The 26,308-nt window shown below is 48.7% G+C and carries 22 protein-coding genes; 3 read left to right on the top strand and 19 right to left on the bottom strand.

Annotated elements, in window-relative coordinates; genetic code table 11:
* The 5 genes from astA to F975_RS14730 form a co-directional block, all read right to left on the bottom strand.
* Positions 1-1,032, bottom strand: a complete 1,032-nt coding sequence (astA, locus tag F975_RS14710; RefSeq protein WP_004754719.1) for an arginine N-succinyltransferase — start codon at positions 1,030-1,032, stop codon at positions 1-3.
* A 12-nt stretch (positions 1,033-1,044) separates the two neighbouring features.
* On the bottom strand, positions 1,045-2,259 hold the full coding sequence (locus tag F975_RS14715) for an aspartate aminotransferase family protein (protein ID WP_004754721.1): 1,215 nt from the start codon (positions 2,257-2,259) through the stop codon (positions 1,045-1,047).
* A gap of 230 nt (positions 2,260-2,489) precedes the next feature.
* Complete coding sequence (locus tag F975_RS14720; RefSeq protein ID WP_416201886.1) at positions 2,490-3,722, bottom strand: Glu/Leu/Phe/Val family dehydrogenase; 1,233 nt, start codon at positions 3,720-3,722, stop codon at positions 2,490-2,492.
* Positions 3,723-4,165: 443 nt separating this feature from the next.
* On the bottom strand, positions 4,166-4,936 hold the full coding sequence (gene hutC / locus F975_RS14725) for a histidine utilization transcriptional repressor HutC (protein ID WP_004754725.1): 771 nt from the start codon (positions 4,934-4,936) through the stop codon (positions 4,166-4,168).
* Between the two features lie 462 nt (positions 4,937-5,398).
* The gene (locus F975_RS14730) at positions 5,399-6,328 is read right to left on the bottom strand and encodes a LysR family transcriptional regulator (protein WP_004754727.1); all 930 of its coding nucleotides are present in this window, start codon (positions 6,326-6,328) and stop codon (positions 5,399-5,401) included.
* Positions 6,329-6,445: 117 nt separating this feature from the next.
* Between F975_RS14730 and F975_RS14735 the strand changes: the two genes are divergently transcribed.
* The gene (locus tag F975_RS14735; protein WP_004754729.1) at positions 6,446-7,666 is read left to right on the top strand and encodes an MFS transporter; all 1,221 of its coding nucleotides are present in this window, start codon (positions 6,446-6,448) and stop codon (positions 7,664-7,666) included.
* Here the strand turns inward: F975_RS14735 and F975_RS14740 are convergent.
* The 13 genes from F975_RS14740 to F975_RS14800 all read right to left on the bottom strand — a co-directional run bounded on the left by F975_RS14740 (position 7,657) and on the right by F975_RS14800 (position 22,781).
* On the bottom strand, positions 7,657-8,301 hold the full coding sequence (locus F975_RS14740) for an ATP-binding cassette domain-containing protein (RefSeq protein ID WP_004754731.1): 645 nt from the start codon (positions 8,299-8,301) through the stop codon (positions 7,657-7,659). The two genes, F975_RS14735 and F975_RS14740, sit on opposite strands and share 10 nt — an antisense overlap.
* Positions 8,302-8,988, bottom strand: a complete 687-nt coding sequence (gene modB / locus F975_RS14745; protein WP_004754733.1) for a molybdate ABC transporter permease subunit — start codon at positions 8,986-8,988, stop codon at positions 8,302-8,304.
* Between the two features lie 12 nt (positions 8,989-9,000).
* Positions 9,001-9,768 (bottom strand): molybdate ABC transporter substrate-binding protein, encoded by a 768-nt coding sequence (modA, locus tag F975_RS14750; protein WP_004754735.1) that lies wholly within the window; start codon positions 9,766-9,768, stop codon positions 9,001-9,003.
* 10 nt (positions 9,769-9,778) lie between these two features.
* Positions 9,779-11,008, bottom strand: a complete 1,230-nt coding sequence (locus F975_RS14755) for a molybdopterin molybdotransferase MoeA (protein ID WP_004754737.1) — start codon at positions 11,006-11,008, stop codon at positions 9,779-9,781.
* Positions 11,005-11,928 carry a bifunctional molybdenum cofactor biosynthesis protein MoaC/MoaB gene (gene moaCB / locus F975_RS14760; protein ID WP_004754739.1) on the bottom strand — a complete coding sequence of 308 codons (924 nt, stop codon included), beginning with the start codon at positions 11,926-11,928 and terminating at the stop codon, positions 11,005-11,007. The genes F975_RS14755 and moaCB overlap by 4 nt, the downstream gene beginning before the upstream one ends.
* Positions 11,929-11,958: 30 nt before the next feature.
* The gene (locus tag F975_RS14765; RefSeq protein ID WP_004754741.1) at positions 11,959-12,456 is read right to left on the bottom strand and encodes a molybdenum cofactor biosynthesis protein MoaE; all 498 of its coding nucleotides are present in this window, start codon (positions 12,454-12,456) and stop codon (positions 11,959-11,961) included.
* A 2-nt stretch (positions 12,457-12,458) separates the two neighbouring features.
* A complete protein-coding gene (locus F975_RS14770) occupies positions 12,459-12,710 on the bottom strand; it encodes a MoaD/ThiS family protein (RefSeq protein ID WP_004754743.1) in 252 nt (83 codons plus the stop codon).
* Position 12,711: 1 nt separating this feature from the next.
* Positions 12,712-13,722 (bottom strand): GTP 3',8-cyclase MoaA, encoded by a 1,011-nt coding sequence (moaA, locus tag F975_RS14775; protein ID WP_004754745.1) that lies wholly within the window; start codon positions 13,720-13,722, stop codon positions 12,712-12,714.
* A gap of 105 nt (positions 13,723-13,827) precedes the next feature.
* A complete protein-coding gene (locus F975_RS14780; protein ID WP_004754747.1) occupies positions 13,828-14,442 on the bottom strand; it encodes an NTP transferase domain-containing protein in 615 nt (204 codons plus the stop codon).
* Positions 14,435-17,203 carry a nitrate reductase gene (locus tag F975_RS14785; RefSeq protein WP_004754750.1) on the bottom strand — a complete coding sequence of 923 codons (2,769 nt, stop codon included), beginning with the start codon at positions 17,201-17,203 and terminating at the stop codon, positions 14,435-14,437. The genes F975_RS14780 and F975_RS14785 overlap by 8 nt, the downstream gene beginning before the upstream one ends.
* A 32-nt stretch (positions 17,204-17,235) precedes the next feature.
* Positions 17,236-18,846, bottom strand: coding sequence for a nitrite reductase small subunit NirD (gene nirD, locus F975_RS14790; protein WP_004754752.1), 1,611 nt, complete (start codon positions 18,844-18,846; stop codon positions 17,236-17,238).
* Positions 18,847-18,857: 11 nt separating this feature from the next.
* Positions 18,858-21,404, bottom strand: coding sequence for a nitrite reductase large subunit NirB (nirB, locus tag F975_RS14795; RefSeq protein WP_004754753.1), 2,547 nt, complete (start codon positions 21,402-21,404; stop codon positions 18,858-18,860).
* 36 nt (positions 21,405-21,440) lie between these two features.
* Positions 21,441-22,781 (bottom strand): MFS transporter, encoded by a 1,341-nt coding sequence (locus F975_RS14800; RefSeq protein WP_004754755.1) that lies wholly within the window; start codon positions 22,779-22,781, stop codon positions 21,441-21,443.
* 510 nt (positions 22,782-23,291) lie between these two features.
* On the opposite strand from F975_RS14800, the gene F975_RS14805 reads away from it, so the two are divergent.
* Both F975_RS14805 and F975_RS14810 read left to right on the top strand, forming a co-directional pair.
* Positions 23,292-23,885: an ANTAR domain-containing response regulator gene (locus tag F975_RS14805; protein WP_034426382.1), complete on the top strand. Its 594-nt coding sequence runs from the start codon at positions 23,292-23,294 to the stop codon at positions 23,883-23,885.
* A 4-nt stretch (positions 23,886-23,889) separates the two neighbouring features.
* A complete protein-coding gene (locus tag F975_RS14810) occupies positions 23,890-24,867 on the top strand; it encodes an ABC transporter substrate-binding protein (RefSeq protein WP_004754760.1) in 978 nt (325 codons plus the stop codon).
* Between the two features lie 24 nt (positions 24,868-24,891).
* Here F975_RS14810 and F975_RS14815 read toward each other — a convergent pair whose 3' ends face one another.
* The gene (locus F975_RS14815) at positions 24,892-25,989 is read right to left on the bottom strand and encodes a sigma-54 interaction domain-containing protein (RefSeq protein ID WP_004754769.1); all 1,098 of its coding nucleotides are present in this window, start codon (positions 25,987-25,989) and stop codon (positions 24,892-24,894) included.
* Positions 25,990-26,308 lie beyond the last annotated feature (319 nt).

Below are 26,308 nucleotides of genomic sequence, written 5' to 3' on the forward strand. Positions count from 1 at the left end.
TTATTTTTCCAATGGATTAAGTGCCAAAATACGTACGGATTGTCCTTCAATCACTTCAAGCTGTTGTGCCTGCTCGGCGGTTAAATACAGCATTTCATCGTGCAACTGACCTTGAATCAGCAAGGCTCGATAGTCGTAGTACGCATCGTTTGCAACTAAATAATGGGAAGGAGATTTTTTGCTGTCGACGCTGCCAATTTTGACAGACACCAGACGACTATCCTTGACGGCACGCAAGTCATCCAGTTCGGCTTCAATGGTCGGTCCTGCATCAAAAATATCGACATAACCCTGATAACGCAGACCTTCTGCCTCCAGTACGTGGTAAGCAGGCAAGGTTTGTGGATGCACTTTGCCAATCACATTGCGTGCGCTCTCAGGCAGCAAGTCCACATACAGTGGATAACGTGGCATCAGTTCAGCAATAAAGACTTTTTGTCCGATACCACTTAAATAATCCGCAGTAGAGAAGTCCATATTAAAGAAGTGCTTACCGAGTTCATTCCAAAATGGTGAGCGTCCCTGCTCATCGGATACCCCACGCATTTCTGCGAGCAGGCGTTGCTGAAAAAACTGGCGAAATGCTGCAATAAACAAAAAACGGATTTTCGACAAGAATTTGCCATTGTTGCTATGCCGATAATCAGGATCAAGGAACAAGGTACACAGTTCGCTATAGCCAGTATGGTCATTGCTTAAAAACAGGGTTGGCAAAACTTTATAGACATTCAACGCCTTTGACGCATGCACCTGTGTACCGACATGGAAGTTGTACCATGGCTCGGTCAGACCGACCGCGACTTCCAAGGCACTGACCCCGACCACGCGTCCATTGGACTGGTCTTCCAGCACGAACAAATAACCCTGTTCATGTTTGCTGGCTTCACCATTTAAGGTGTTACGGGTACGTTCGATTCGTGCCGACAAAATATCTTTATTGGGAGGCAATGAGGTCAAGCCTGTGCCTGCCTTGGTGGCAAGCTGATAAATGTCGTCTAAATCGCGGTGCTCGGCATGGCGTACGATCATCATGGGGCAATATCCTTATTTTACGAGACGGGCAACAGCACGTTCAAAGCGTTGTAATCCTTCGATAATATCCGCTTCTGGGATAATCAGCGATGGGGTAAAACGTACCACGTCTGTGCCTGCCACCAGTGCCAATAATCCTTCTTCGGCAGCGAGGTTGGTGACTTGTTTAGCTTGACCTGCATATTCATCTTTGAGTACACAGCCGATCAACAGACCTTCGCCACGTACTTGGCTAAAGACTGGATATTTGGCATTAATCGCTTCAATGCCTGCCACAAACTGCTGATGACGCGCTTTCACGCCGTCGAGCACTTCAGGGCTGTTAATAAAATCAAATACAGCATTGGCTACAGCGCAAGCCAATGGATTGCCACCGTAAGTGGTGCCGTGTGAACCTACAGTGAGCACTTTCGCCAAAGCATTGGTGGTCAACATCGCCCCGATTGGGAAACCGCCACCCAAGGCTTTGGCTGTGGTCAAGACATCAGGTACAACATCGGTATTCATATAGGCATACAATGCGCCTGTACGACCGACGCCAGTTTGCACTTCATCAAAAATTAGCAAGGCATTGTGACGATCACACAGTTCACGTAAGCCTTTTAAAAATTCAGCATCGGCAGGCAACACACCGCCTTCACCCTGAATCGGCTCGACAATGACTGCACAGGTTTTGTAATTAATCACCGCAGCCGCCGCAGTCAAATCATTATAAGCAACGTGCTGAATACCTTCTGGTAATGGTGCAAAATCTTGTGAATACTTCGGCTGACCGCCCGCAGTCACGGTAAATAAGGTACGACCATGAAAGGCATTGTTAAACGCCACAATCTGGTTTTTGCCTTCAACACCACTGTCATTGCCATATTTGCGTGCCAGTTTCAGTGCAGCTTCATTGGCTTCCGCGCCTGAGTTGGCAAAAAAGACTTTTTCGGCAAAAGTTGAATCGGTGAGTTGTTTGGCTAAGCGTAAAACAGGCTCGTTAGTGTAACCGTTGCCAATATGCCAGAGCTTTTGAGCTTGTTCAGTTAACGCCTGAATCGCAATAGGATGGGCATGCCCCAATGCATTGACCGCGATTCCCCCAGCAAAATCAATATATTCCTTACCTTGCTGATCCCAGACACGAGAACCTTCGCCACGAACCAAAATAAAATTGGCAGGGGCAAACACAGGCACCATCCATTGGTTGAAGTCATTTCGGGTAATCGTCATTGGCTGATTCATATTAACCTCTAATTTATTGAAAAATAGCCAATTTCATTTTATGCACCAAGCAAGCCACGGCAGCATTGTGTCGCGTTTGTTCTATGCGAAGCTAAACCACTTAGCTCCTGTTCATAGAGGTCTGAAAGCAAGTCTGCCTGCTATCAGATGATGCATAGGGGGAAATTTTCACCCCTATTCAAACTGAGTCCATTTCCAGTTTGCGCCTCTTGGGCACAATCTGCATTCAATTATTTTCCTGGGTAAATCCCGCGTTCTTTACGTGCCATCAAAATGCGTTCACATGCCAAAATATAGGCTGAAGTACGCAAGTTGCAGTGCTTTTCTTGTGCCTTGTTCCAGACATCGGCAACTGCATTACACATGATGGTGTCCAGACGCTGGTTAATTTCGGTTTCGCTCCAGAAGAAGCTCGACATGTCCTGTACCCACTCGAAGTAACTCACCGTGACACCGCCTGCGTTACAAATCACGTCAGGTACTACAATCACTCCACGACGATGCAAAATATCATCCGCTTCTGGGTAGGTTGGACCATTTGCGCCTTCAAGGACTAAACGCGCCTGTAATTTTTCTGCACGTTCTGCGGTAATTTGCCCTTCCAGTGCCGCAGGAATCAGGATTTCTGCCTGAACATCCCAAAATGCCTCTGCTTCAATTTCTGTCGCACCAGCAAAACCTGCCACACCACCATGCTGCTGCACATGTTGTTGCAAGGCATGTGTGTCTAAACCTGTTTCATTGAAAATCGTGCCTGTGTGGTCTTGCACACACACCACTTTTGCGCCTGTTTCAGCAAACAAAATCGCGGCTTCACTGCCGACATTGCCAAAACCTTGTACTGCAACACGGCTGTCTGCAACCGACAAACCAATTTTCTGGGCAATCTGACAACCTGTGACAAACACACCGCGTCCTGTGGCTTTAACACGCCCCAATGAACCGCCCAAATGCACAGGTTTGCCTGTGACCACACCTGTCACTGTATGACCTTGTTCAATCGAATAAGTGTCCATGACCCATGCCATCACCCGTGGATTGGTACCAACATCGGGCGCAGGAATGTCTTTTTGCGGACCAATAATATGACTGATTTCACTGGTATAACGGCGAGTCAAACGTTCAAGCTCGACATCTGACAACTGGCGTGGATCAACCCGAATACCGCCTTTGGCACCGCCAAATGGTAGATTCAGTACTGCAGTTTTGATGGTCATCCATGCTGACAAGGCCATGACTTCATTCAAATCGACATTGGGATGAAAGCGAATCCCACCCTTGCCTGGCCCACGTGACAAGTTATGCTGTACCCGATAGCCTTCAAAATGGCGAATGGAACCGTCATCCATGACCACAGGCACATCCACAATCAGCGCACGTTTTGGATTTTTTAAGGTATCAATATATTGGGTGAGGTCGCCAAGAAATGGCTTGACCCGTTCAATCTGTGCCAGATAGGTCATCCATGCACTATTATTTTGCTGCGCGTAAGAGAGATGAGTCTCTACGGCAAAATCCTGTTTGTTGTGGTTTGCTTCAGCCTTGAGCTGTTCTGAAATCATATTTCCCACGTGTATTTACTCGCTACCGTTGCTTTAAGTTCTACAAAGAGCGCATCAAAATGACTCTCTCTACATCCTGTATATGTATAAACTTGTATATACAAGTTGAAATATAAATCAGTTTTTTTTAAAAAAATAGAGAGGGGAATAAAAATTTTTAAAAAATTTAATAAGACATTATTTTATAATAATATTTTTAATGATCATTTTCATCACACTGTCATTTTGATAGCAAAAATCGTCAGTTTTTTACGCACTAGACGAAAGCATTTTGTAATTTTTAGGCGCATTTTTCAGTGCCTATTCTATCTGACTTGTACAATTTCATGAGTTTTCAAGACAACTTAGTAGCGCATGGTCGGGGTAAATTTGCCTTTCAGATAATAACGGCTACCTGGGTAAATCAGGCGTGCACTCGACACAATATGCTCCCCTGTCCAGGTACGGCGCTTGAGCAATAAGCACGGTTCAGTCTTGCTGATTTCCAGCCATTTGCATTCTTTGGTATTGGCTAAAATCGCTTCCACAATGTGTTCGCCTTGACTAATCGGCACACGTTTCACCAGATAATCATTCGGAGTGATTTGGGTAAAATCCTGCTGAATATAATTGGGAATCAGCGCGGCATTGACCAAACGGTCTTCCAACTGCACAGGAATGTCATTTTCAAAATGAACCAGAATCGAATGATAGAGTTTCTGCCCAATCGCGACCTGCATTTGCAGGCATTGTTCCTTGTTAGCACGAATCTGTTCCAGCAAAATAATCTCAGAACGATGGCGATGGTTACGGCTTTCGATCTCTTTGGCGATGTTGTCGATCTGGAACAATGCCGCTTCACTTTGTCGCTCTGCCACAAATGACCCCACGCCCTGAATACGGGTCAAAAAGCGCTGTTCGGTCAGTTCACGCAAGGCACGGTTGATGGTCATGCGGCTACAGCCAAGTAACTTGACCAGCTCCATTTCTGAAGGAATTTTATAGTTGGCTGGCCAAATTCCATCTTGGATTTTTTTAGTAATCAGTTGCTTGACTTGTTCATACAGCGGCAACGGGCTGTCGTGCAATGGCGATAACTCTGCTTGCTGCTGTGGGTGAGAAACACGGTTAGTCATGATCAACTCGAACAAAATCAATAAACAATAAAATGCGCAGGCACAAGCCAACAAAACGAATTCATTCACCCAAGATTGGGCAAAAGTTTTACTAAAAATTAAGTTTACTCAATACCTTTTTAAGATATTGAAAATAAATGAATAGTGATAGCAGAGTCTTAAAGTTTTAACACATATTTCAGCATTAGCCTTCGGCTCGACCTACTTTTCTTTCGGGATGAGTGACTTCGCCACGCAAGGGCAACCCACTTGCGGAGCGATGCTCCTCACTGCAAAACTCGCTTAACATCATATTCTAATTAAAGATATTGCAAAAACAGTACCTTTAAAATGTTGGTCTGGCTCGAACAGTTGCAGATGACCTATTCATATCTCCAATTTTTGGAAAATATTCGTCAAACTTAAATTAAAATAGCATAAATCCTCAGCAGCATTGCCAATTTTAAATAGCGACTTCTGTGATTATTTCAGTTGCTGCATACCCGAAATGGTCGGCATGACCTCACGCATCAGGCTTAAAAATTGGCGTAACCGTGCAGGATAATAGCGCGCCCACGGATAGACCAGATACACAGGCAACGGTGCTGCTTGCCACTCAGGCAAGATATTCACCAGTGTTCCATCTGTCAGTGCATCAGCCGCCAGCCAACTGGAAATCACCGCCACACCCAAGCTCCGCAATGCCGCATTTTTCAGGACAAATAAGCTGTCGGTACTTAACCGTGGCTGAATCGGTACACTATGAATTTGCTGGGTCATCTGGTTTTTGAGGCGAATTTCATGTCGATAATAAGTACTGAGTTCGATCCAGGGAAAAGACTCCAAGTCCTCAATCTTTTCAATCTCAGGTGAACGTGCCAACAGTTCAGGGCTTGCCACCATAATCCGTGGCACTTCAGCCAGTAAAATGGCCACCGTGTTGGGGTCAGGTTCAAAACCAACATGGATCGCACAGTCGATATGATCGGCTAAAAAATCAGGTGCAGCATCACTGAGCCGCCATTCAATATTCAGTGCAGGATAACGCTTTAAAAAATCCAGAACAGGCAGCAACAATTGCTGTTGACCAAAGGCATGCGGAGCACGTACCCGCAGCAAACCGACAGGCTCATCCGCCACCTGTTTCAGCTCCTCTTCCAGATTCAGCCAGTCATCAATCAGGTTTTTGGCATGCTGATAACAGCGCTCGCCATCATCGGTGAGTTTGGTCGCATGCGTGGTACGGAGCAGCAATTTTGCCCCAAGCAGTTGCTCCAGCGTACTTAAACGCCGACTCACGGTTGCCTGCGAGACTTCAAGCTGACGTGCTGCTCCCGAGAGCGAACCCGTTTCAACAATCCGAATCAGGGTATGCAGTAGTTCCAGCCGATTTATACGTTCAAGAAATTTCATTTTGGTTATGGTTATACGTTTGACGTATAACTATTTTACCATGACCACCGCTACCACAATGCCGCCATTTGCCCCAAAATAGCTCTCTGTTCCTGCCCTGATCAAGAGATTGCCATTATGACTGCTGCTGCCCCCACCCCATCCGTTTCGTCCTTATTGGTGTTTATGCTGGCAACAGGTGCAGGTATTGCTGTAGCGTGCCTGTACTATGCTCAACCCATTTTGCCGTTATTTGCCAGTGACTTGCATATTGCAGTCGGTGATTTGGGGCTGATTCCGATGCTGACGCAAATCGGCTATGCCTTGGGGATTTTCTTCCTGATTCCACTGGGCGATCGTTATGACCGTCGTGTACTGATTCTGGTCAAAAGCCTATTGCTGATTGTGTCTTTGCTGGTACTCAGTTTGAGTCAGGGTCTCTACAGTGTGTTGCTGTTTAGTCTGGTGGTAGGCATTACCGCAACCATGGCACAGGACATCGTGCCTAGTGCTGCAATCCTTGCGCCTGCGGGACAACAGGGTAAATTTGTCGGCACCGTCATGACAGGGCTGTTACTTGGGATTTTACTGTCAAGAACCGTGAGTGGTGTGATTGCCGCCTACTGGGGCTGGCGTGCCATGTATCAACTGGCAGCGATTAGTGTATTTGTTGTGGCGATGGGTTTATGGCGCGTGCTGCCACGCTTTCAGCCGCATGCACAGCTCGGTTACTTTGCCTTGCTCGGTTCAATGCGCCACTTGTGGCAGCGCTACCCTGCTTTGCGTCATGCCGCACTGGCACAAGGTCTGCTTTCAGTGGCATTTAGTGCCTTTTGGTCAACCCTTGCCGTGATGCTGGCAGAGCATTATCACTTGGGCAGTGCAGCAGCAGGTGGTTTTGGGATTGCAGGTGCAGCGGGTGCTTTGGCTGCGCCGATTGCAGGGTCATTGTCTGACCGTTATGGCTCGCATCGGGTAACGCAACTGGGGGCTGTACTGGTAATGCTGTCGTTTGCGGCGATGTGGGTTTTACCAATGCTGTCGATGCATGCGCAACTGCTGTTGATTGCCATCGCTGCAATTGGCTTTGACTTAGGACTACAAGCCAGTTTGGTGGCACATCAAACCCTTGTGTATAGCCTAGAACCGACTGCACGCGGGCGTTTAAATGCCATGTTATTTACAGGCGTGTTTACGGGCATGGCGTCGGGTTCATGGCTGGGCAGCAAAGCCTATGCCATGGCAGGCTGGCAAGCGGTAGTGACCCTTGCGGCGATTATGGGGCTGATCAGTCTATGGATTCGCTGGGTTGAAGGTCGCCGTTTACAACAAATCAAACGCCTCTCCACTCAATCTTGATAATGCAAATGCCCTTTAGCCAGACAGAGTTGTGGGGCATTCAATTGCTGCAATTCTTCTACATGATGAGTGATGTACAGCATCGGAATCGCCAGTTCCTGCTGAATGGTATTTAAAAAACTCAGTAACTGCTGACGAAGTTGTAGATCTAAACCAGTGGTCGGTTCATCCAGTAACAATAAATCGGGCGATGACAGCAACGCCCGCGCAATGGCTACCCGCTGTGCTTCACCGCCTGAAAGCTGATGTGCCTTGCGCTTCAATAACGGCAGCAAACCCAGTAATTCCACAATATAACTACTGGCAAATTTCGATGCTTGCGATGGCTTCCAGCGCTGGGCATAGCCAATATTTTGCAAGACATTTAAATGCGGAAACAGGCAGGCTTGCTGAAAAATAAAGGCAATATTACGCCGATGCACAGGCACATTCAGTCCTTGCTGACTGTCAAATAAAGTCTGTTGATTGAGCTGAATTCTACCTTGCTGCGGTTGCAGCAATCCTGCAAGGCATTTGAAAAAACTGGATTTTCCTGAACCCGATGCCCCGACAATCCCCAACACAGGGGCTTGGCTGGCAAGGTCAACCTGCAAGGCAAAATCGGCTTGGCGATATTCAAACTGACAGTTCAGCATTTACATTCGCCCCAAACGTCGCTGATATTTTTGTAAAATCACATGATTGGCAATCAGTGCTGCAAATGCCAGTGCGACTGATAACATCACCAGACGTAGCGCCATCTGTTCACCATCGGGCTGTTGTAGCAGTGAATAAATCGCGATCGGCACGGTGCGGGTTTCATCGGGAATATTGCCGACAAAAGTAATGGTGGCACCAAACTCGCCCAGACTGCGGCTGAAACACAAAATGCTGCCAATGATTATGCCAGGAATTGCCATCGGTAAACTGACACTGTAAAACACCTGCCATGGGTTGGCGCCCAGACTCGCGGCAACATGCTCAAGACGCTGGTCGATCAGCTGAAATGACAGCTTGATCGGCTGTACCATCAGCGGAAAAGCCACCACCATGGAGGCTAGAACTGCCCCTTTCCAGTTAAATGCCAATTGAATCCCGAACTGCTGCAAGGTATGCCCGATCCAGCCCTGATTGCCAAACAGTACCAGCAAACCATAACCCAGCACCACAGGCGGCAGTACCATCGGCAATTGCAAACAGGCTTCGAGTAAAAATTTCAGCCGAAACTGCAAGCGCACCAGACTCCATGCCACAGCAATCGCAAAGGGCAAACATAGTAAGGTCGCCCAAAGCGCAACTTTGGCGGAGAGTGCCAAGGCACTCAGTTCTTCAGGCGATAACATGCAGTCATCCTATTAGCGGTTTATGCTAAAACCATAATGCTTAAAAATAGCCAAGGCTTGTACACTGTGGCTCATAAAACGATAAAACTGCTGTGCTTCAGGATTTTGCTCACCAACTTTGGTCAGTGCCACAGGATAAATCACCGCATCATGCGAGTTATCAGGCATTACCCCGATAATCTTGACTTTGTGGCTGACCAAGGCATCGGTTTTATACACAATTCCGACATCACATTCGCCGCGCTCCACAAAGGTCAGCGCAGCGCGTACATCATCTGTCCCGACAATCCGACCTTGCAGGCTGTTGAGCCAGTTGAGCTTGATCAGGCTTTGTTTGGCATATTTCCCGACAGGTACGGATTCCATTTGCCCTGTACATAACTTACCGCTAAAGGCTTGGGCAAAGGCAAAATGACTATTGGTCTGAACCTTTATATTCAGGTTTTTCGGGCTGATCAACACCACTTGATTGCGTAGCAATGGCTTGATGTATTTAGGCCTAACCTCCTGTTTTTGCAGCAAATAGCTCATCCAGTCCTGATCAGCAGAAAAGAAAATATCGCTCGGTGCACCCGCCACGATTTGCTTGGCAAGTGTTGAGGATGCCGCATACACAGGCACGACTTTAGTGCTCGGATGCTGCTGCTGATACAGTTTGGCAATCTCGGTCACCGCATTGGTCAGGCTGGCGGCAGCATAGACTTTCACCTCACCCGCATGTACCCACAGCGCAGTGAATGTTCCCGCCATAAAAAGACTGAGTTGAGAAATCAAGCGCATGTCTATCACCCTAATCCAGATAAATGCCGTTGAGTAATGTGCCTGCACTCAGCGACATATCAGCAGGAACTCGCAGCAAAAAATTACTCTCGAATAAGTTGCTGAGCATGTGCGACTGCTGTTTTTTCAGGGCTGTGACCTGTAATTGGCCTTGCTCGACCTGCGCCGACATTCTTAAAAAACGCTCGCGGCGATCAGACTTGAGCTCATGTTGCAATACTGCACTGACCCACGCGGGACTCACTGTTTGCCCGACTAAACCACGTAGCAAACTTATGACATAGACTTGCAATGCCACATACACTGCCGCAGGGTTGCCCGGTAATCCAAGCAAATAACAAGTGTGTTCAGCCGATTGAGCACAGGCAAAAAACATCGGTTTACCCGGCTTTTGTTTAATTTTCCAAAATACCTGCTGAAACCCCAAGTTCAGTGCTACAGGTCGCACAAAATCATAATCACCGACCGATACACCACCTGTGGTAATGATCAGATCAAAACTGGATTGCAAAGCTTGTAATAGCTCGGTCAGCGCAGTTTCCTGATCGGCAACCAAGAAAAATTCTGCTGCTAAACCGTGTTGCTGACACCATGCTTTAAGCATCGGGGTATTGGCATCGAAAATTTTGCCTTGCTGTAATTCATCAACATGGCTGGCAACTTCATCACCTGTGACCACCACCGCAATTTTGGCTTGGCGATAGACCAAAACCTGCTGCACACCCGTCATACACAGTGCCGCAATTGCACCAACACCCAGACGTTGTCCCTGAGTGGCAAGTACCTGACCGGCCTGTACTTCTTCGCCTGCATCGCGGATATCGGCATGTTCAGCCAAATCTTCAGTCAGTTGTATCTGTTGTTCCACGTGGAGCTGCACAATTTCCTGACGTGCCACCGTGGTGGTGCCTTCGGGGATCTTGCCCCCCGTAAAAATCCGTACCGCTTGCCCTGCTTCAAGCTGTAGTTCGCTGACTTGCCCTGCGCGAACTTCACCGATGACCTGAAAGCATTGCCCTGCATCAATCGGATGCTGCGGTGCAGCCAGTGCATAACCATCCACCGCGCTTTGCGAAAAAATCGGTAACGCTACAGGCGCATGTACATCCTGTGCCAAGACCCGTTGCAAGGCCTGTTCGACAGGCACAATCTCATGCTCAAGTGGCTGAATGGTTTCTGCAATCAGGGCCAAAGCCTGATCAATCGAAATCAGCCCATGTTCTGCGCCACAGCCACTCATTGATAACCTCCCGCATGCGGAATATTTTTTTGTACATCAAATAGATGTACCAATGCAGGTAAAATCGCGGTCAACGACTCGCTCGCGCCGCCACGACTGCCCGGCAGGGTAATCACCAGACTGTTGTCTATATAGCCTGCCACACCACGTGACAGGGCGGCATACGGAGTGCGTTTTTGCCCAAAGCTACGCGCGGCTTCCATCAAGCCCGGAATTTCACGTTGCAATAATGGCTGCAAGGTTTCAATGGTCAAATCTTTCGGGCCTAAGCCTGTGCCGCCGACTGTAACAATCAGTGGATAATGGTTTTTTTGTTGTTCGATGAGTGCCAGCAATGCCTCAGGATCATCGGCAATGACCTGATAGGCAATCTCGCTAAAATTGGCCTCTTCCAGCATCTGCATGACACTCTGCCCCGCTGTATCTGGCTTTTTGCCTGCGGCAACCGTGTCAGACAGTACAATCACCGAAGCGTTTAAGCTGTGTTTGAGCTGACGCACAAAATGCGATTTTCCGCCTTTTTTCTTGAGCAACCGACACTGATCCATCTGCAAATCTTCTGGCTCACAGTGCGGTTTCAGCATGTCATATAAGGTCAGTGCCGCAAGACTGGCTGCGGTCAGGGCTTCCATTTCCACTCCTGTTGGGCCAATGGTTTCCACGGTTGCCACAATAGTCACCGCCGCTTCATGCAGTTCAAATTCGACATCGGCACGGTAAATCGGCAGTGGATGGCACAGTGGAATCAGCTCATCGGTGCGCTTGGCGGCTAAAATTCCTGCAATGCGTGCGGTTTTCAGTGCATCGCCTTTTTCAGTATTGCCCTGCCGCAAGAGTTCAATACAATGCGGCGGCGCAGACAGCACCGCTTGGGCTTCTGCAATCCGGTAACTCTCGGCTTTCATGGCAACGTTTTTCATGACAATGTTTCTCAAATAGGAATAATTGGGTTAATGCTGGGAATGGGCGTGGTTATGTGTATGCGTATGATCTGAATGCCCATGCTCCTCGGCACTATAGTCTTTACGAATACAGCAGCCTGTTACGAACTGACTTGTGCCATCGCTATAAAATTCTTCTTTCCAGACAGGCACTTCATGCTTGACCCGCTCTACAGCTTCTTCACAGGCAGCAAACGCTTCACGGCGATGCTCGGCATAAGCCAGCGCAATAATCGCCGTACCACCAATACCGAGTTTGCCAACCCGATGTACCACGCGCACATACTGCACCGTATATTTGGCTTGTACTTCCTGCTCAATTTGCCGAATCATTTTTTCCGCTAAAGGCGCATAAGCGCTATAACACAGCGCATCAACCGCACGCCCTGCATGATGGTTGCGGACCACGCCAATAAAACTGCCAATCCCACCACACGCAGGAAAGTCTGCAATCGGGGCAAAACAGTCGAGACTTAAATCCTGATTCTGAATTCGGGCAAAATCCATATTTATCCTCCCGCCACAGGTGACAACAACACCAAGGTACAGCCTGTATCTAAGGCATCCTGGCGCGAAACAAGGCTATCGCCAATCGCACAGGCACATTGCTGAATTGCGGTTTGTGCCTGCGGATGCTGCTGACCGAGTTGTTCAAGCACTGCTGCAATATGCACAGGCGCATGAAACTCAAGCTGAAGCTCGCTCGGCAGCCAGCGCGTCACTGCACCAAAACCTTCAATCTGTACGGAAATTTTTTGCATGTTAGCCTCCAAGCATATGCATACTGATTTTTCGGGGGGCATGCGCTTGAGCATGAATGGCATGAAACCCAGCGGCTTTGTGCCAAATATACGATCCGATGCGTTGCTGTAACTGCTCACGCGCCACATCGGAATGATCTGCCAACGCCTCAATCTCAGACTTGAGCGCAATGCCTTGTGGCGCAAACAGACAGTTAAATAATTCGCCCTGAGCAGTCAGGCGGATACGGTCACACTGCCCACAAAAGGCGTGGCTAATGGTGGAAATAATCCCCACATCATAGCTTTGGTCTAAACGGTAAATGCGTGCAGGTGAATGATCCTGCGGTAAAGCCTCAATCTGATAATGCGCTGCAAGCTGTTGCAAAATCTGCTGCTCGGTTACCACTTGCTGACGTTGCCACTGCGCATCGCCATCCAATGGCATATATTCAATAAAACGTAACGGTAGTTGTTGCTGTTTGGCCCAAGCCACCAACGGCAGGATTTGTGAATCGTTGATGCCCTGCATCAGCACGGTGTTGATCTTGATGGATAGCTCTGCCTGCTGTGCCGCAGTAATGCCCGCCAAGACAGGCGCAAGCTCGCGCTTTGTGAGTTGCTGAAAAAGCTGTGGATCGAGACTGTCCAGACTGATATTCAGATCGTCCAGACCCGCCTGTTTGAGCGCTCGTGCATATTTGGGTAGATAGTGCCCATTACTGGTCATGGCAATACGTTTTAAGCCCAGTGCGCGCAGGGATTGTAACTGTTCTATAAAGTGCACCACGCCCTGACGCATCAGAGGCTCGCCGCCTGTAATACGCAGACTGTCGATGCCACGCTCGACCATAAACTGGCAAAAAGCATACAGGTCTTCAAAACTGAGTAAGCTGTGTTTATCCATCCATTCGGGATGTTCAGGCATGCAATACAGACACTTGAAATTACAGCGATCCGTCACTGAAATTCTCAGTTTACGTTTTTGGCGACCAAACTGGTCAATCCACGAACTGGTGGCAGGCTGCATCATGCACGGATCACTCCTAGCGTTTAAAAAAGGAAGATGGACAAATCGGGCAAAGCCCAACGCATCTTTTATGATCTGTATTGATGCAAGAAATATTCCAACATTGCACTAAATCAACACATTCAACTGTTTGTATTGTTGTAATTCGTCGAATGAATTAATACTGTGAAAAATCAGTGCATGTTTGCGGAACTTCACCGCCTGCGCCTGCATCAATTTAAAGCATCTTTTCAGGCTCAATTCGCCTTGCTCAATCTGGGCGCTCAAAGTTGGCAAACTGCTGCGTTTCAACAGACAAAACGGATACAGTGCCGCACCATTGATTTCCACATACGCCACCTCGGCTTCAGGGTGCTGCTGCAAACTTTGATGCAGTTTTCTGAGTACCGCTTTGGGCAGATAGGTCACATCGCAGGGCACAAACAGTACATAGTCTGCCGATACATGTCGCCATGCACTTTTCAGCCCCATGAGTGGCCCTAAAAAGCCCGATTCATCATCCTGAAAGCTGTGAATACTCGGCACTACATGCTGATAAATGCGATGGTCGCGGTTGCTGTTAATCCATTGCTGTTGTACCTTGCCGCGAAAATTCTGCGAGATTTTTAACAGTTGAATCTGCTTGTCAAAACACTGCAACAGCTTGTTTAAACCCTGCATGCGGCGGGCTTGTCCGCCTGCTAAAATCACCAGATCGGTCACGGGATAATGGGCATCAGTCATGGGCAAGCTCCTGTTGACAGGATTTAATTAAGCCTCGAATTTCAGGCAGACACGAACCACAATTGCCGCCTGCTTTTAAGCACGCAGTCACCTGTTTCTCATGGGTAATATTCTGGGTTTTAATCGTTTCAAGAATGCGGTTTTTACCGACTTTAAAACAACTACACACCAACGGCCCATCGCTGTTGCCAGCATTCATCGGTGCTGCGGCCAGCAAGGCCTTACGGTGCGTGGCGCTCAAACGCTCACGTTTAAACAGGCTGGCAATCCATGCCCGATCGGGCAAAAAGGCTTTGTCGGCAATGTACAAACACGCCACCAGACGGTTGTCTTTGAGCACCACGATATGACACAAATTCTGGCTCTGGTCTTTGAGATCCAGCCATTCCAGACTGTCATCATTAAAAGCCAGTAATGCCTTGATGTTACTGGTAATGTCATTAAAACTTTGGCGTCCTGCCAGTTCATACTGTGCCGCATACGGCGTAGTGACCTTGTTCCACCAGCTCACCGACTGAATCGACTCGCGCACCTGTGTGTGATATTCCTCACGAATAAAACACACGCCCTGCCAGCGACTATGAAATGGCTGCACCATCACAGGGGTATGTTTAAATTCAGGTTCACCCGAAATCGCATCGACTACAGGGTTGACTACCTTGCCAATCCGCGCATCGGAGGCGAACTGTTCTGTCCAGTGAATCGGTGCAAAAATCTGCCCACGGCGTACGCCTTGCGAGAACTGCGCCCGCAGCACGCACTTGCCCCAGCTTGAAAACACTTCCACCAGCCCCTGCTCGGCAATCCCGTATTTCAAAGCATCTTGCGGGTGAATTTCACAAAAGGCTTCGGCACGGTGACTCGCCAATGCAGGTGCCAAACCTGTGCGGGTCATGGTATGCCACTGGTCGCGAATCCGCCCTGTATTTAGAATCAGTGGATAATCACTGCTCGTTGGGTGGACAGGGGCAATAGGTGCGGTTGCAACAAATCTCGCTTTACCCGATGCAAAGCTAAACTGTCCCTGTTCAAACAGACGTTCACGCGCTTGAGGCTGTTGCCACACGGGCCATTGAATTGGTTGTAGTTGCTGATAATCTTCAGCGCTGAGTTCACTCAGTCCAGCCAAGTTAAAGTAGCGGAAGGTGCTGCACTGCTCACGTCCTATCAAGTCACTGTTTTGGTAAGCCGAAAGTTGAGCATGTTCAAGGAAAATCTCATGTGAAGACTGAAAATCGAAGCCTGAAAAGCCCATTTTCTGTGCCACTTGTGCCACTGCCCACCAGTCAGCTTTGGCTTGCGCAGGCGCAGGTAAAAATGCCCGCTGGCGTGAAATACGGCGCTCCGAGTTGGTGACTGTGCCATCTTTTTCACCCCAACCCAAAGCAGGCAATAAAATGTCGGCATATTGGGTCGTGTCAGTGTCTTGGCAAATATCCGACACCACCACAAATTCGCATTTTTCCAGGGCGCGTTTGACCTGATCGGCATTTGGCAGACTGACCACAGGGTTGGTCGCCATAATCCACAAGGCTTTGATCTTGCCCTGCTCCACTGCCTCAAACAAATCCACGGCTTTTAAGCCTGCCTTGGTGGCAATTTTCGGGCTTTGCCAGAACTGTTGTACCAGTTGCTGATGCTCAGGTGCATCCAGATCCAGATGTGCCGCCAGCATATTCGCTAGCCCGCCGACTTCACGTCCGCCCATGGCATTCGGCTGCCCTGTCATGGAAAATGGCGCTGCGCCTGTGCGCCCGATTTTCCCTGTCAGCAAATGACAGTTAATAATCGCATTGGCTTTGTTGACCCCTTGCGAGGACTGGTTCACGCCCATGGAGAACAGGCTCATGACCTGTGCAGTCTGTGCAAATTTTTCAAAAAATAGCTGTAACTTGTCCAGTTGGATGCCTGTACGCTGTGCCAGTTCGGCTAAACCTAACTCGCCCTGACTGGCTGCTAAAGCCACCTCCAGATTATCAGTATAGCGTTCGACAAAACTGTGGTCGGTATAACCATGTTGATGCAGATACTGCAATAAACCATTGAACAGGCTGACATCTTGCCCCGGTAAAATCGGCAGGTGTAAATCCGCCTGCTCACAGGTCGCGGTAAAGCGCGGGTCGATCACCACCACAAACAGATCACGCTCAGCTTTGGCTTGCATGATGCGCTGATACAACACCGGATGACACCATGCGGTGTTGGAACCGACCAGCACCACCATTTTGGTCTGCTCAAAATCAACATAGCTGGCAGGAACAAGGTCTTCGCCAAAACTGCGTTTGTGTGCTGCTACAGCAGAGGACATGCACAGGCGCGAGTTGGTGTCGATATTGGCAGTGCCCAAGTAGCCTTTGACGAATTTGTTGACCACATAATAATCTTCCGTCAAGAGTTGCCCTGAGACATAAAAGGCAACGCTGTCTGCACCATACTGCTCAATACTCTCTTGAAACCGCTCGGCAATCTGACTCAGGGCAGCATCCCAACTGCTACGGCGGCGTGCAGCGTGACGTCCCTGCATCGGCTCAAGCACACGGGTTTGCAAACCCAGTGTATCGGCCAAATGACTACCTTTAATACACAGGCGCCCAAAATTGGATGGATGCTGGGCATCTCCACGCACCGCCACCTGTTGCCCGTGTGCAGTCTGAGTCACATCGACCTGCACCCCGCAGCCCACACCACAATACGGGCAGGTGCTAAAAGTGGTCTGGGTGTCGCCGTGCTGAGGCTGTTCTACCATTGCAATGCTGTTCATACCGTATTCCACGCTGCCAAATCCAACTTCTATTAACCTGCTTGTTTTAATGCAAAATCTTTACCAAACAGCAGTTTATTCCTGAACGGATGAATCGGTGTCTGATCTGCAATCAGCTCGGCATACCACATGCCATCTTCAGTGTCGCCAAACAGCACTGCACCCACGACCTTGTTGTCCTGAATGATGATGCGTTTGTAAATCTGGCGTTTGTCATCGTGCAGCAGGATTTCTTCAAAAGCATCTTCAGGCGCAAAATTGCCTGCCGAGAACACATCACAACCACTGACTTTCAACTGGGTCGGCACAGGTTGCGCAGCAAAGGTCAGACTGCCATGTTCTGCCAGATGTGAAGCACAGATAAAGGCTTGTCCCCACAGCGGCTCCACCAGACCAAAGGTCTGCCCGCGGTGCTCAATACATTCCCCGACCGCATAAATGCTCGGGTCGAAAGTCTGCATGGTGTCATTCACCAGCACGCCACGGTTGCAGCGCAAGCCTGCCTGCTGTGCCAAGGCAATATTCGGGCGAATGCCCACGGCAAATACCACCAGATCGGCAGGAATAATCGTGCCGTCTTGCAGTTCCACTTGGGTAACTTGCCCCGCATCATTACCCACCAAACGCTGGGTAAAGGCTGAGGTGATCACCCGAATGCCTTTGGCTTCAATGCTGGCTTTGAGCATGGCACTGGCACAGGCATCTAACTGGCGATCCATAATATGCGTGGTTAAATGCAGCACGGTCACGTTCATGCCACGGCGTTTTAAGCCATAGGCCGCTTCAAGCCCCAGCAGACCACCGCCAATCACCACGGCATCGCGTTGGCTTTGGCTGCATTCAATCATCTGGTTAACATCGTAAATGTCGCGGAAAGTTAAGACACCTTCTAAATCTTTACCTTCCACAGGTGGAATAAACGGCTTCGAGCCTGTCGCCAAAATCAGGCGGTCATAAGCGACCATTTCACCTTTTTGTGTGGTAACGGTTTTATGGCTGCGGTCAATCTTGATAGCAGAATCATCGGCAATAAAACGGATATTTTTTTCGGCGTACCATGCAGGCGTATGCAGCATGATGTCTTCGATTTTTTTCTCGCCCGACAACACAGGTGAGAGCATGATGCGGTTATAGTTACCCCAAGGTTCTTCCCCGATCACGGTAATCTCGTAACGATCAGGTGCCATATCCAGCAAATCTTCCAGACAGCGCATGCCTGCCAGACCATTACCCACCAGCACCAAAGCCTGTTTCTCTTGTTGTTGTCCGTTACTGGTCAGATAGGTTTTCATCGGCTGGCTACACACCCAGACCCGACCGTCTTCCACCTTGCTTGGATAGACCAGCAAATGCTGTTCGCTGTCTTCAAGACAACGCCCTGTTGCCAGACTAAAATGCTGTTTATAAATCGGGGATGCCACCACACGCTCCCCCTGAATATCCCCCAAAATCCCGCGTGGCATAACATTGGCCTGACTAAACGGATCGCGCGCACTCAAGGCATATACTCGTGCTTCGTCACCGACACGAAATAACGCAATGGGCTGACTGGCAACCAGTGCCCCGATGCCTGTATTGGGGGTAATGTCGTCAAGGGCACAGATTTCAATCCAGTCCATCTCTTGCATTTGCTGATTGGTCATCGCTGTTCTCCTTAAACCTGTGCTTCAACCATCGCGATACGATCCTGATCGCGTTCTGCGGCTTTCAATGGGCGAATCTGCCCACGCTCTGGGGTAAACTGAATGTGCGGGTCGCGTTGTTCATCGGCATTGATGAAGGTTTTGAAACGTTTACGCACACTTGGATCTTCTACTGCTGTGCGCCATTCGTCCTGATAAGTCCCAATCACATGCGCCATGCGTTGTTCCAGTTCTGCTGCCAAGCAGAGTGAATCGTCCACAATCACCGCTTTCAAATAATCCAGACCGCCTTCAAGGTTGTCACGCCATACGCTGGTGCGTTGCAAACGGTCTGCGGTCTGGATGTAGAACATGAAGAAACGATCGATATAACGCACTAAAGTTTCGGTATCGAGATCGGCTGCCAGCAATTCGGCATGGCGAGGTTTCATGCCGCCATTGCCACAGACATACAGGTTCCAGCCTTTTTCAGTGGCAATCACGCCCACATCTTTGCCTTGTGCTTCGGCACATTCACGGGTACAGCCTGACACTGCCATTTTCAGTTTGTGTGGCGAGCGCAAACCCTTGTAGCGGTTTTCCAGTTGAATCGCCAAACCGACCGAATCATCTACGCCATAACGGCACCATGTACTGCCAACACAGGATTTCACCGTGCGTAAAGACTTGCCATAAGCATGCCCAGACTCAAAACCTGCGGCGATGAGTTCTTCCCAGATCAACGGCAATTCATGCAACTGTGCCCCAAACATATCCACGCGCTGACCGCCCGTGATTTTGGTATACAGGTTGTATTTTTTGGCAATCTGACCGACAGCAATCAAGCCGTCTGGCGTCACTTCCCCACCTGCCATCCGCGGCACAACCGAGTAAGAACCATCTTTCTGGATGTTGCCCAAGTAATAGTCGTTGCTGTCTTGCAAGCCTGCATGACTTGGCTTTAGCACAAAGTCATTCCAGCAAGATGCTAAAATATTGGCCGTGGTTGGTTTACAAATGTCGCAGCCCAGACCTTGCCCGAACTGCTGAATCAGCTCATCAAAGCTTTTGATTTCATGTACACGCACCAAGTGATACAACTCTTGGCGCGAGTAAGCAAAATGCTCGCAAAGATGGTTGTTGACCGTGACGCCTTGGCGTTGCAATTCGGCTTTGAGTACCTGTGTGACCAGTGGCGCACAGCCACCACATGCCGTTGCAGCTTTGGTACATTTTTTCAGTGCGCCAAGCGAAGTTGCACCATCACCAATGGCTTGGCACAGATCGGCTTTTGAGACGTTGTTACATGAACAAATGGTGGCGGTGTCTGGCAATAAATCTACCCCGCTGCCACCTGCTTTGACTGCCCCTTGACTAAAGCCTGGCATGATCAGGCTTTCAGGCTGCTCAGGTAGTGGCAAACCGTTGAGCATCATTTGCAGCAGTTCGCTGTACTCGGTGGCATCACCAACCAGCACCGCACCCAAAACCTTGCTTTTGGCTTGGTCAACCACCAGTTTTTTATAGATCAGTGCATCTTCATCGGCATAGAAATAGCTGACTGCATTTGGGGTCATGGCATGGGCATCACCCACCGATGCCACATCGACACCCATCAGTTTGAGCTTGGTGCTCATGTCTGCACCCGCAAAGATCGGGGTGTCTTGTTGTTGCAGATGCTTGGCGGCAATACGTGCCATGTCATAGCCGGGTGCAACCAGACCAAAGACTTTGTTATTCCACAGCGCACATTCACCAATTGCGTAAATGTGTTCGTCCGAAGTTTGGCAATAGTCGTTAATCACGATGCCGCCGCGCTCACCAACAGCCAAGTCGCTGCTGCGCGCCAGTTCATCGCGTGGGCGAATCCCTGCAGAGAACAACACGATGTCGGTTTCAAGCTGTGAACCATCGGCAAATTTCATCACATGGAAAGCATGTTCACCGTCTTCAATCGCTTGAGTGGTTTTTTGCGTATGCACCTGTACGCCCAGATTTTCGATTTTACGGCGCAGCACTTTGCCACCCAAATCATCGATTTGTACCGCCATCAAACGTGGGGCAAACTCCACCACATGAGTTTGCAGGTTCAGGTCACGCAGCGCTTTGGCTGCTTCCAGACCCAACAGACCACCACCAATCACCACGCCCGATTTGGCATTCAGGCTTGCAGCGCGAATGGCATCCAGGTCTTCAATGGTGCGGTACACAAAGCAGTTTTCGCGCTGGTTGCCCGGAATCGGTGGAACAAAGGCGTATGAACCTGTAGCTAAAACCAGTTTGTCATAAGCAATGACCTGTCCTGTTGCCGTGGTCACAGTCTGGTGATGACGATCAATGGCAATGGCTTTGGTATTCAAGTGTAAATCTATGCCATAGGCATCGGCAAAGTCTGCGCGGGCAAGAGATAAATCTTTGGCACTGCGTCCAGAAAAGTATTCGGTCAAATGTACGCGGTCGTAAGCTAAACGCGGTTCTTCGGCAATAATGGTGATTTCGAGGTCATCATTGTTATGTTCCAGCACACTTTCAATAAATTTGTGCCCAACCATTCCATGACCAATCATAACGAGTTTCATCATCGGCGTCCTTTAAAGTGATTTTGTCGGGTTGGATTAAACAGCTTCGTTACGTTCAAGCAGAGCTTGTTCAAACAGTTGTTTTTCGCGGGCTTTATGTTCAGGCGAGAAGCGGATGAACAACACCACACAACCAATCACCACCACCATGATGCCGAGACTAAACAGGCAAGTTTGCAGGTCTGGCATGCTCTTGAAGATAAAGCCTGCGGCAACAGCGCCGACGTTACCGCCTGCACCAATAATCCCTGCCACACCTCCTAAAGCTTTACGATCAATGAATGGCACAAGCGCATAAGTTGCTCCACAGGCCATGTGAGTGAATAAACCAAATAAAGTCATGCTCAGGATCGCCATCACAGGTGCATTCATTTGCGAGAACAGCATCAGGAACAGACCTTCACCCAAGATCATGAAAAACAGGATTTCGGTACGACCATCCAGACCCCGTTTTAGTGCCACTCTGTCTGAAATAATGCCGCCAAATGCACGGGCAAATAACGCCAGCAAACCAAAAATCCCTGCTGCCATGCCTGCTTCTTTTAAGCCAAAATTGAATTTTTGCACGTAGTACATGGTCACTACGTTATGCATGAAGATTTCAATACCAAAACATGCCGCGTAGCTGACAAATAGAATCCAGACGCGGTAGTTGCGAGACGCTTCCTGAATGATTGCCCAACCACCTTTTTTGGCATTTCCGACTTCAACACCTTGTTCACGTAGCGCTTTAAAATCGCCCATCGGACAGTCTTGAGTAAATTTCCAGTACAAAGCACCGACGATCAGCATCATTACCCCTGGAATCAGTAAGGCAATACGCCAGCCCATGCTTTGCTCAACGCCATACATCACAATTGCAGACAACAACAGTGGCATTAAGGCTTGGGTTGCGCCGCCACCTGCATTGCCCCAGCCTGCTGCGGCAGCATTGGCTGTTCCAACCACGTTCGGTGCAAACATAATGCTGGTGTGGTACTGGGTAATCACAAAACTTGCGCCAATCGCGCCAATCAGCAAACGGAAGAATAAAAACGATTCATAGCTGTTCGCGGTAGCTACCCCAAATACAGGTAAGCTGCCGAGAATGAGCAAGGTGGTGTAGGTTTTACGTGGGCCATATTTGTCGCACAGTGGGCCAACAATCAGGCGAACCAGAATGGTAATCGCCACTGCGGCAATATTAATGTTGGCAATCTGGTCTTTGGTGAGATGGAATTCGCCAGAAATCACGGGCATGAGGGGCGCGCAGGCAAACCAAGCAAAGAAACACACGAAAAATGCCAGCCAGCTCATGTGAAAAGCGCGCATGGCAGGTAGAGAAAAATTGAATAAACTGATTTTAGTGGCGGCTTTCGCCTCGAAATTTGTCGACATGACCAATCCTCGCGTACTGATACGTTAATTACGTCTCCACCGAATGCACCCCATGCAGTCAGCAGAATTCATCAGAACGGACATCGTTGGCCGTTATATTGGGTATAAAGGCGATCATCTTTGATCTATGCCCTAGATCTTAGCAAATCTCATGCCAACTCTTTAAACAGCTTATTTTTGAATAGATAAAGATCAATTTATGTTTTTATGATGGACTGCTTGTATGTGCTTTTTTTGCACACTTTATGCACTGCACCACAAAAACGCACTAAATCTAGGCGTAAGTGGTGAGGTTGCACAGCAGCATCGCACTGGCTCGCATTCTATTTATTATTTTGTTTTATTGGAGTTTTTCGTTATATCTTGCACTTTTAGGTAATCAAGGCTCGAAATTTTAGCGTTGTATTCGATGCCAAACGCATGGCAAGATCAAGCCGTATGGCACCGATTTTGCTTGGACATGATCAAATTGCCCACTACCCCGTCAAGCCAACCTTTGAGCTAGCCACTATGTCGACATCCAAACTCAAAATCGCCTTGATCGACGATGATGAATTTCGTGCAAGCTATTTGCAGCACTGCCTGACTGAACATGATTTTGAGGTAGTGGCATGCCTGCTGATTAAAGACATTCAGCCGCAAGATTTACAAGCATTGTATGCCGATGTGATTTTGCTCGACATGGATCACCCGCAGCGCGATATTATTGAAGCTTTTGTCAATCACTGTAATTTGCCGACAGTACTGTTTACCAAAAACAATAACCGTGACACGATTAAGCATGCCATTCAGGCAGGAGTTACGGCCTATATTGTCGATGGAGTCGACCCTGCACGTCTCGACACGGTGCTGGAAATTGCCATTGAACAATATAAAAAACATCAGCAACTTGAAAGTGACCTGAAAGAAACCAAGCTGCGTCTGGCTGATCGTAAAGACATTGAAAAAGCCAAAAACATGATGATGCAACTGCAACAGCTCACTGAAGAAGAAGCCTTTCGCCTGCTGCGTAAAAATGCCATGAATGCCCGAATTTCCATGGGTGATCTGGCCCGCCAACTGATTCAGGCGCAGCAACTGCTCAACCAGACTTTTAAGGATTAACGGCATGAAGATCGAAAAAACTCATCTGCACATCGGCTACATTCCTTTACTGGATGCGGTTGCCATACTTTGGGCCAAACACAAAGGTTTTTTTGAGCAGGTTGGACTCGAGGTCACACTGGTCAGGGAAGCTTCGTGGGCAAGTCTGCGTGACCGACTGGCATTTGGCATTTTAGATGCCGCGCACTGCCTATCAGCCATGTTGCCTGCGGCACAGGCAGGCACGGATCAGGTCGGAATTCCTTTTAAAACCTCGCTGGTTCTCAGTCAAAATGCAACATTCATCAGCCTGAGCCAGAAGCTGTGCTATGAACTGGGCATCAATGCTCAGGACTCTGCCAGCCAGACTGCCCATAAACTGGCCACGATTTTACCCGAACGTCAGATTCGTCTGGCGCAAGTGTTTGGGCACTCACTGCATCATTATTGTTTACGCGAATGGCTGGCGCTTGCCGACAGCCATCTCGCCAAGGAAATTAAATTACTAACCCTGCCACCGCCCTACATGGTCGAAGCAATCTCCACGGGTCTGATTGACGGTTTTTGTGTGGGTGAACCGTGGAATACCCAAGGTGAAATCTTGGGTAAAAGCCAGATTGTTGCATCTGGACTGGATATTGTGCCTGACGTTGCCGACAAGGTTCTGGCAGTGACCGAAGAATGGGCAAAACGCCACCCTGAAGCCTTGCTGGCGTTGGGTACAGCGTTACGGTTGGCGCAGCAAGACATTCAGCAACTGCAAAATTTTGCCGAGCTGTGGCAAATGCTGATTCATTATGAAATCATACAGTTCCCTTGCTCACCCGATACCCACGTCAAGCGTTATCATGCCATTGTGCATATTATTCAGAACTATGTGACCCATTCGGCAGCACCCAAACTCTCAGATTTTGTCTGGCTCACCAATCAGATGAACCAGTGGGATCAGTTGGGATTAAGTGAAGCCCAAATTCAGCGCATTAGTCAGGCATGTATCATTTAGGCTCAAGTCGATTGCTGTGCAGTGTCATGAATACACCCGCGCAGCAACGCTCGGCAGGCTTTTTTGTTGCTGTTCACGGCGGCGCTCACTCGGTTTGAGTAAACCATGTTTAAGTAGGCGTGCCCGAACAATATTACGGCTGATGCCCAATAACTTCGCGGTATGCATCTGATTTTTATGACAATAAGCATAGGCAGCTTGGGTAATCTCGGCTTCGAGCTGCTCATCCAGATTGTCCAGTCCCTGTTCAAACCAGTGCAATAAAACTTGCTGCAAGGTGGATGTGGTTGGCAAATGGCTGACCAATCCCGATGCTTGTGGGCAACCACTCAGTTGCAAATCTTCAGGTTGAATCAATGCCTGCCGACACACCAACAACGCCCGATGAATGGCATTTTCCAGTTCGCGAATATTGCCAGGCCATGCATACGTCAGTAACGCTGTCTGTGCTGCCTGACTCAACTGCGCAGTTGCATAGTTAAGTTGCTGACAATAGTCCTGAATAAAATGCTGTGCCAAAGGCAAAATATCGCCCTGACGCTGGCGTAGCGGCTTCAGCCGTACACTGGCAACATTCAGCCGATAGTACAAATCTTCACGGAACTTACCCGCAGCTACAGCCTGTTGCAGATCAACATTGGTGGCGGCAATTACGCGCAAACTCACCTGTCTGGTTTGCCGTGAACCCAAACGCACCACCTGATTTTCTTGCAGCACGCGCAGTAACTTGACCTGTATGGCTAAAGACAAATCACCAATTTCGTCCAGAAAAATCGTGCCGCCATGCGCTGCTTCGAACCAGCCTGCCCGCGCTTCATGTGCGCCTGTAAATGCGCCTTTTTCATGTCCAAACAGCTCGCTTTCCGCCAGACTTTCCGAAAATGCCCCACAATTCACCGCAATAAAAGCCTGATCACGGCGCTCACTCAGCTCATGAATCTGCCGTGCAATCAACTCCTTACCTGTGCCTGTTTCGCCCATAATCAGCACAGTCGCCTGACTCGGTGCAATCGCCTGAACATAATCCAGCAATTGTTGTGACTGCGGATCTTCAAACACCATCGCACTTGCTCGCACAGAATGCAGCAATTCACGGGAATGAGGATGTTTGACAACAGACATGGTAACTCCAAACAGGCACTGGACAATCAAAGCCTTACTTTAAGTGAGGCAGATAAATCACATCCAATCATAATTTTTTGAATCTTTATTCTTTTTACAGATAACGTATCTGTTGCATTAGCAACACGGTCACAGTAACTGTTGTCTAAGCAACACTATTTCTTAATTCAAGAAAACACAAACCGTTGAAAATTAATTTATTTTTATTTGGCATGCTCTTTGTAATACCCAGTACTTTTACTATTGACCCAACCAAGTCAGTGCATTGCTTAAAAAAGCAACTTGCCTGCTCGCCCTAAGCCCTTTATGGTAAGCAATC

The organism is Acinetobacter brisouisimilis (assembly GCF_000368265.1).
Taxonomy (GTDB): domain Bacteria; phylum Pseudomonadota; class Gammaproteobacteria; order Pseudomonadales; family Moraxellaceae; genus Acinetobacter.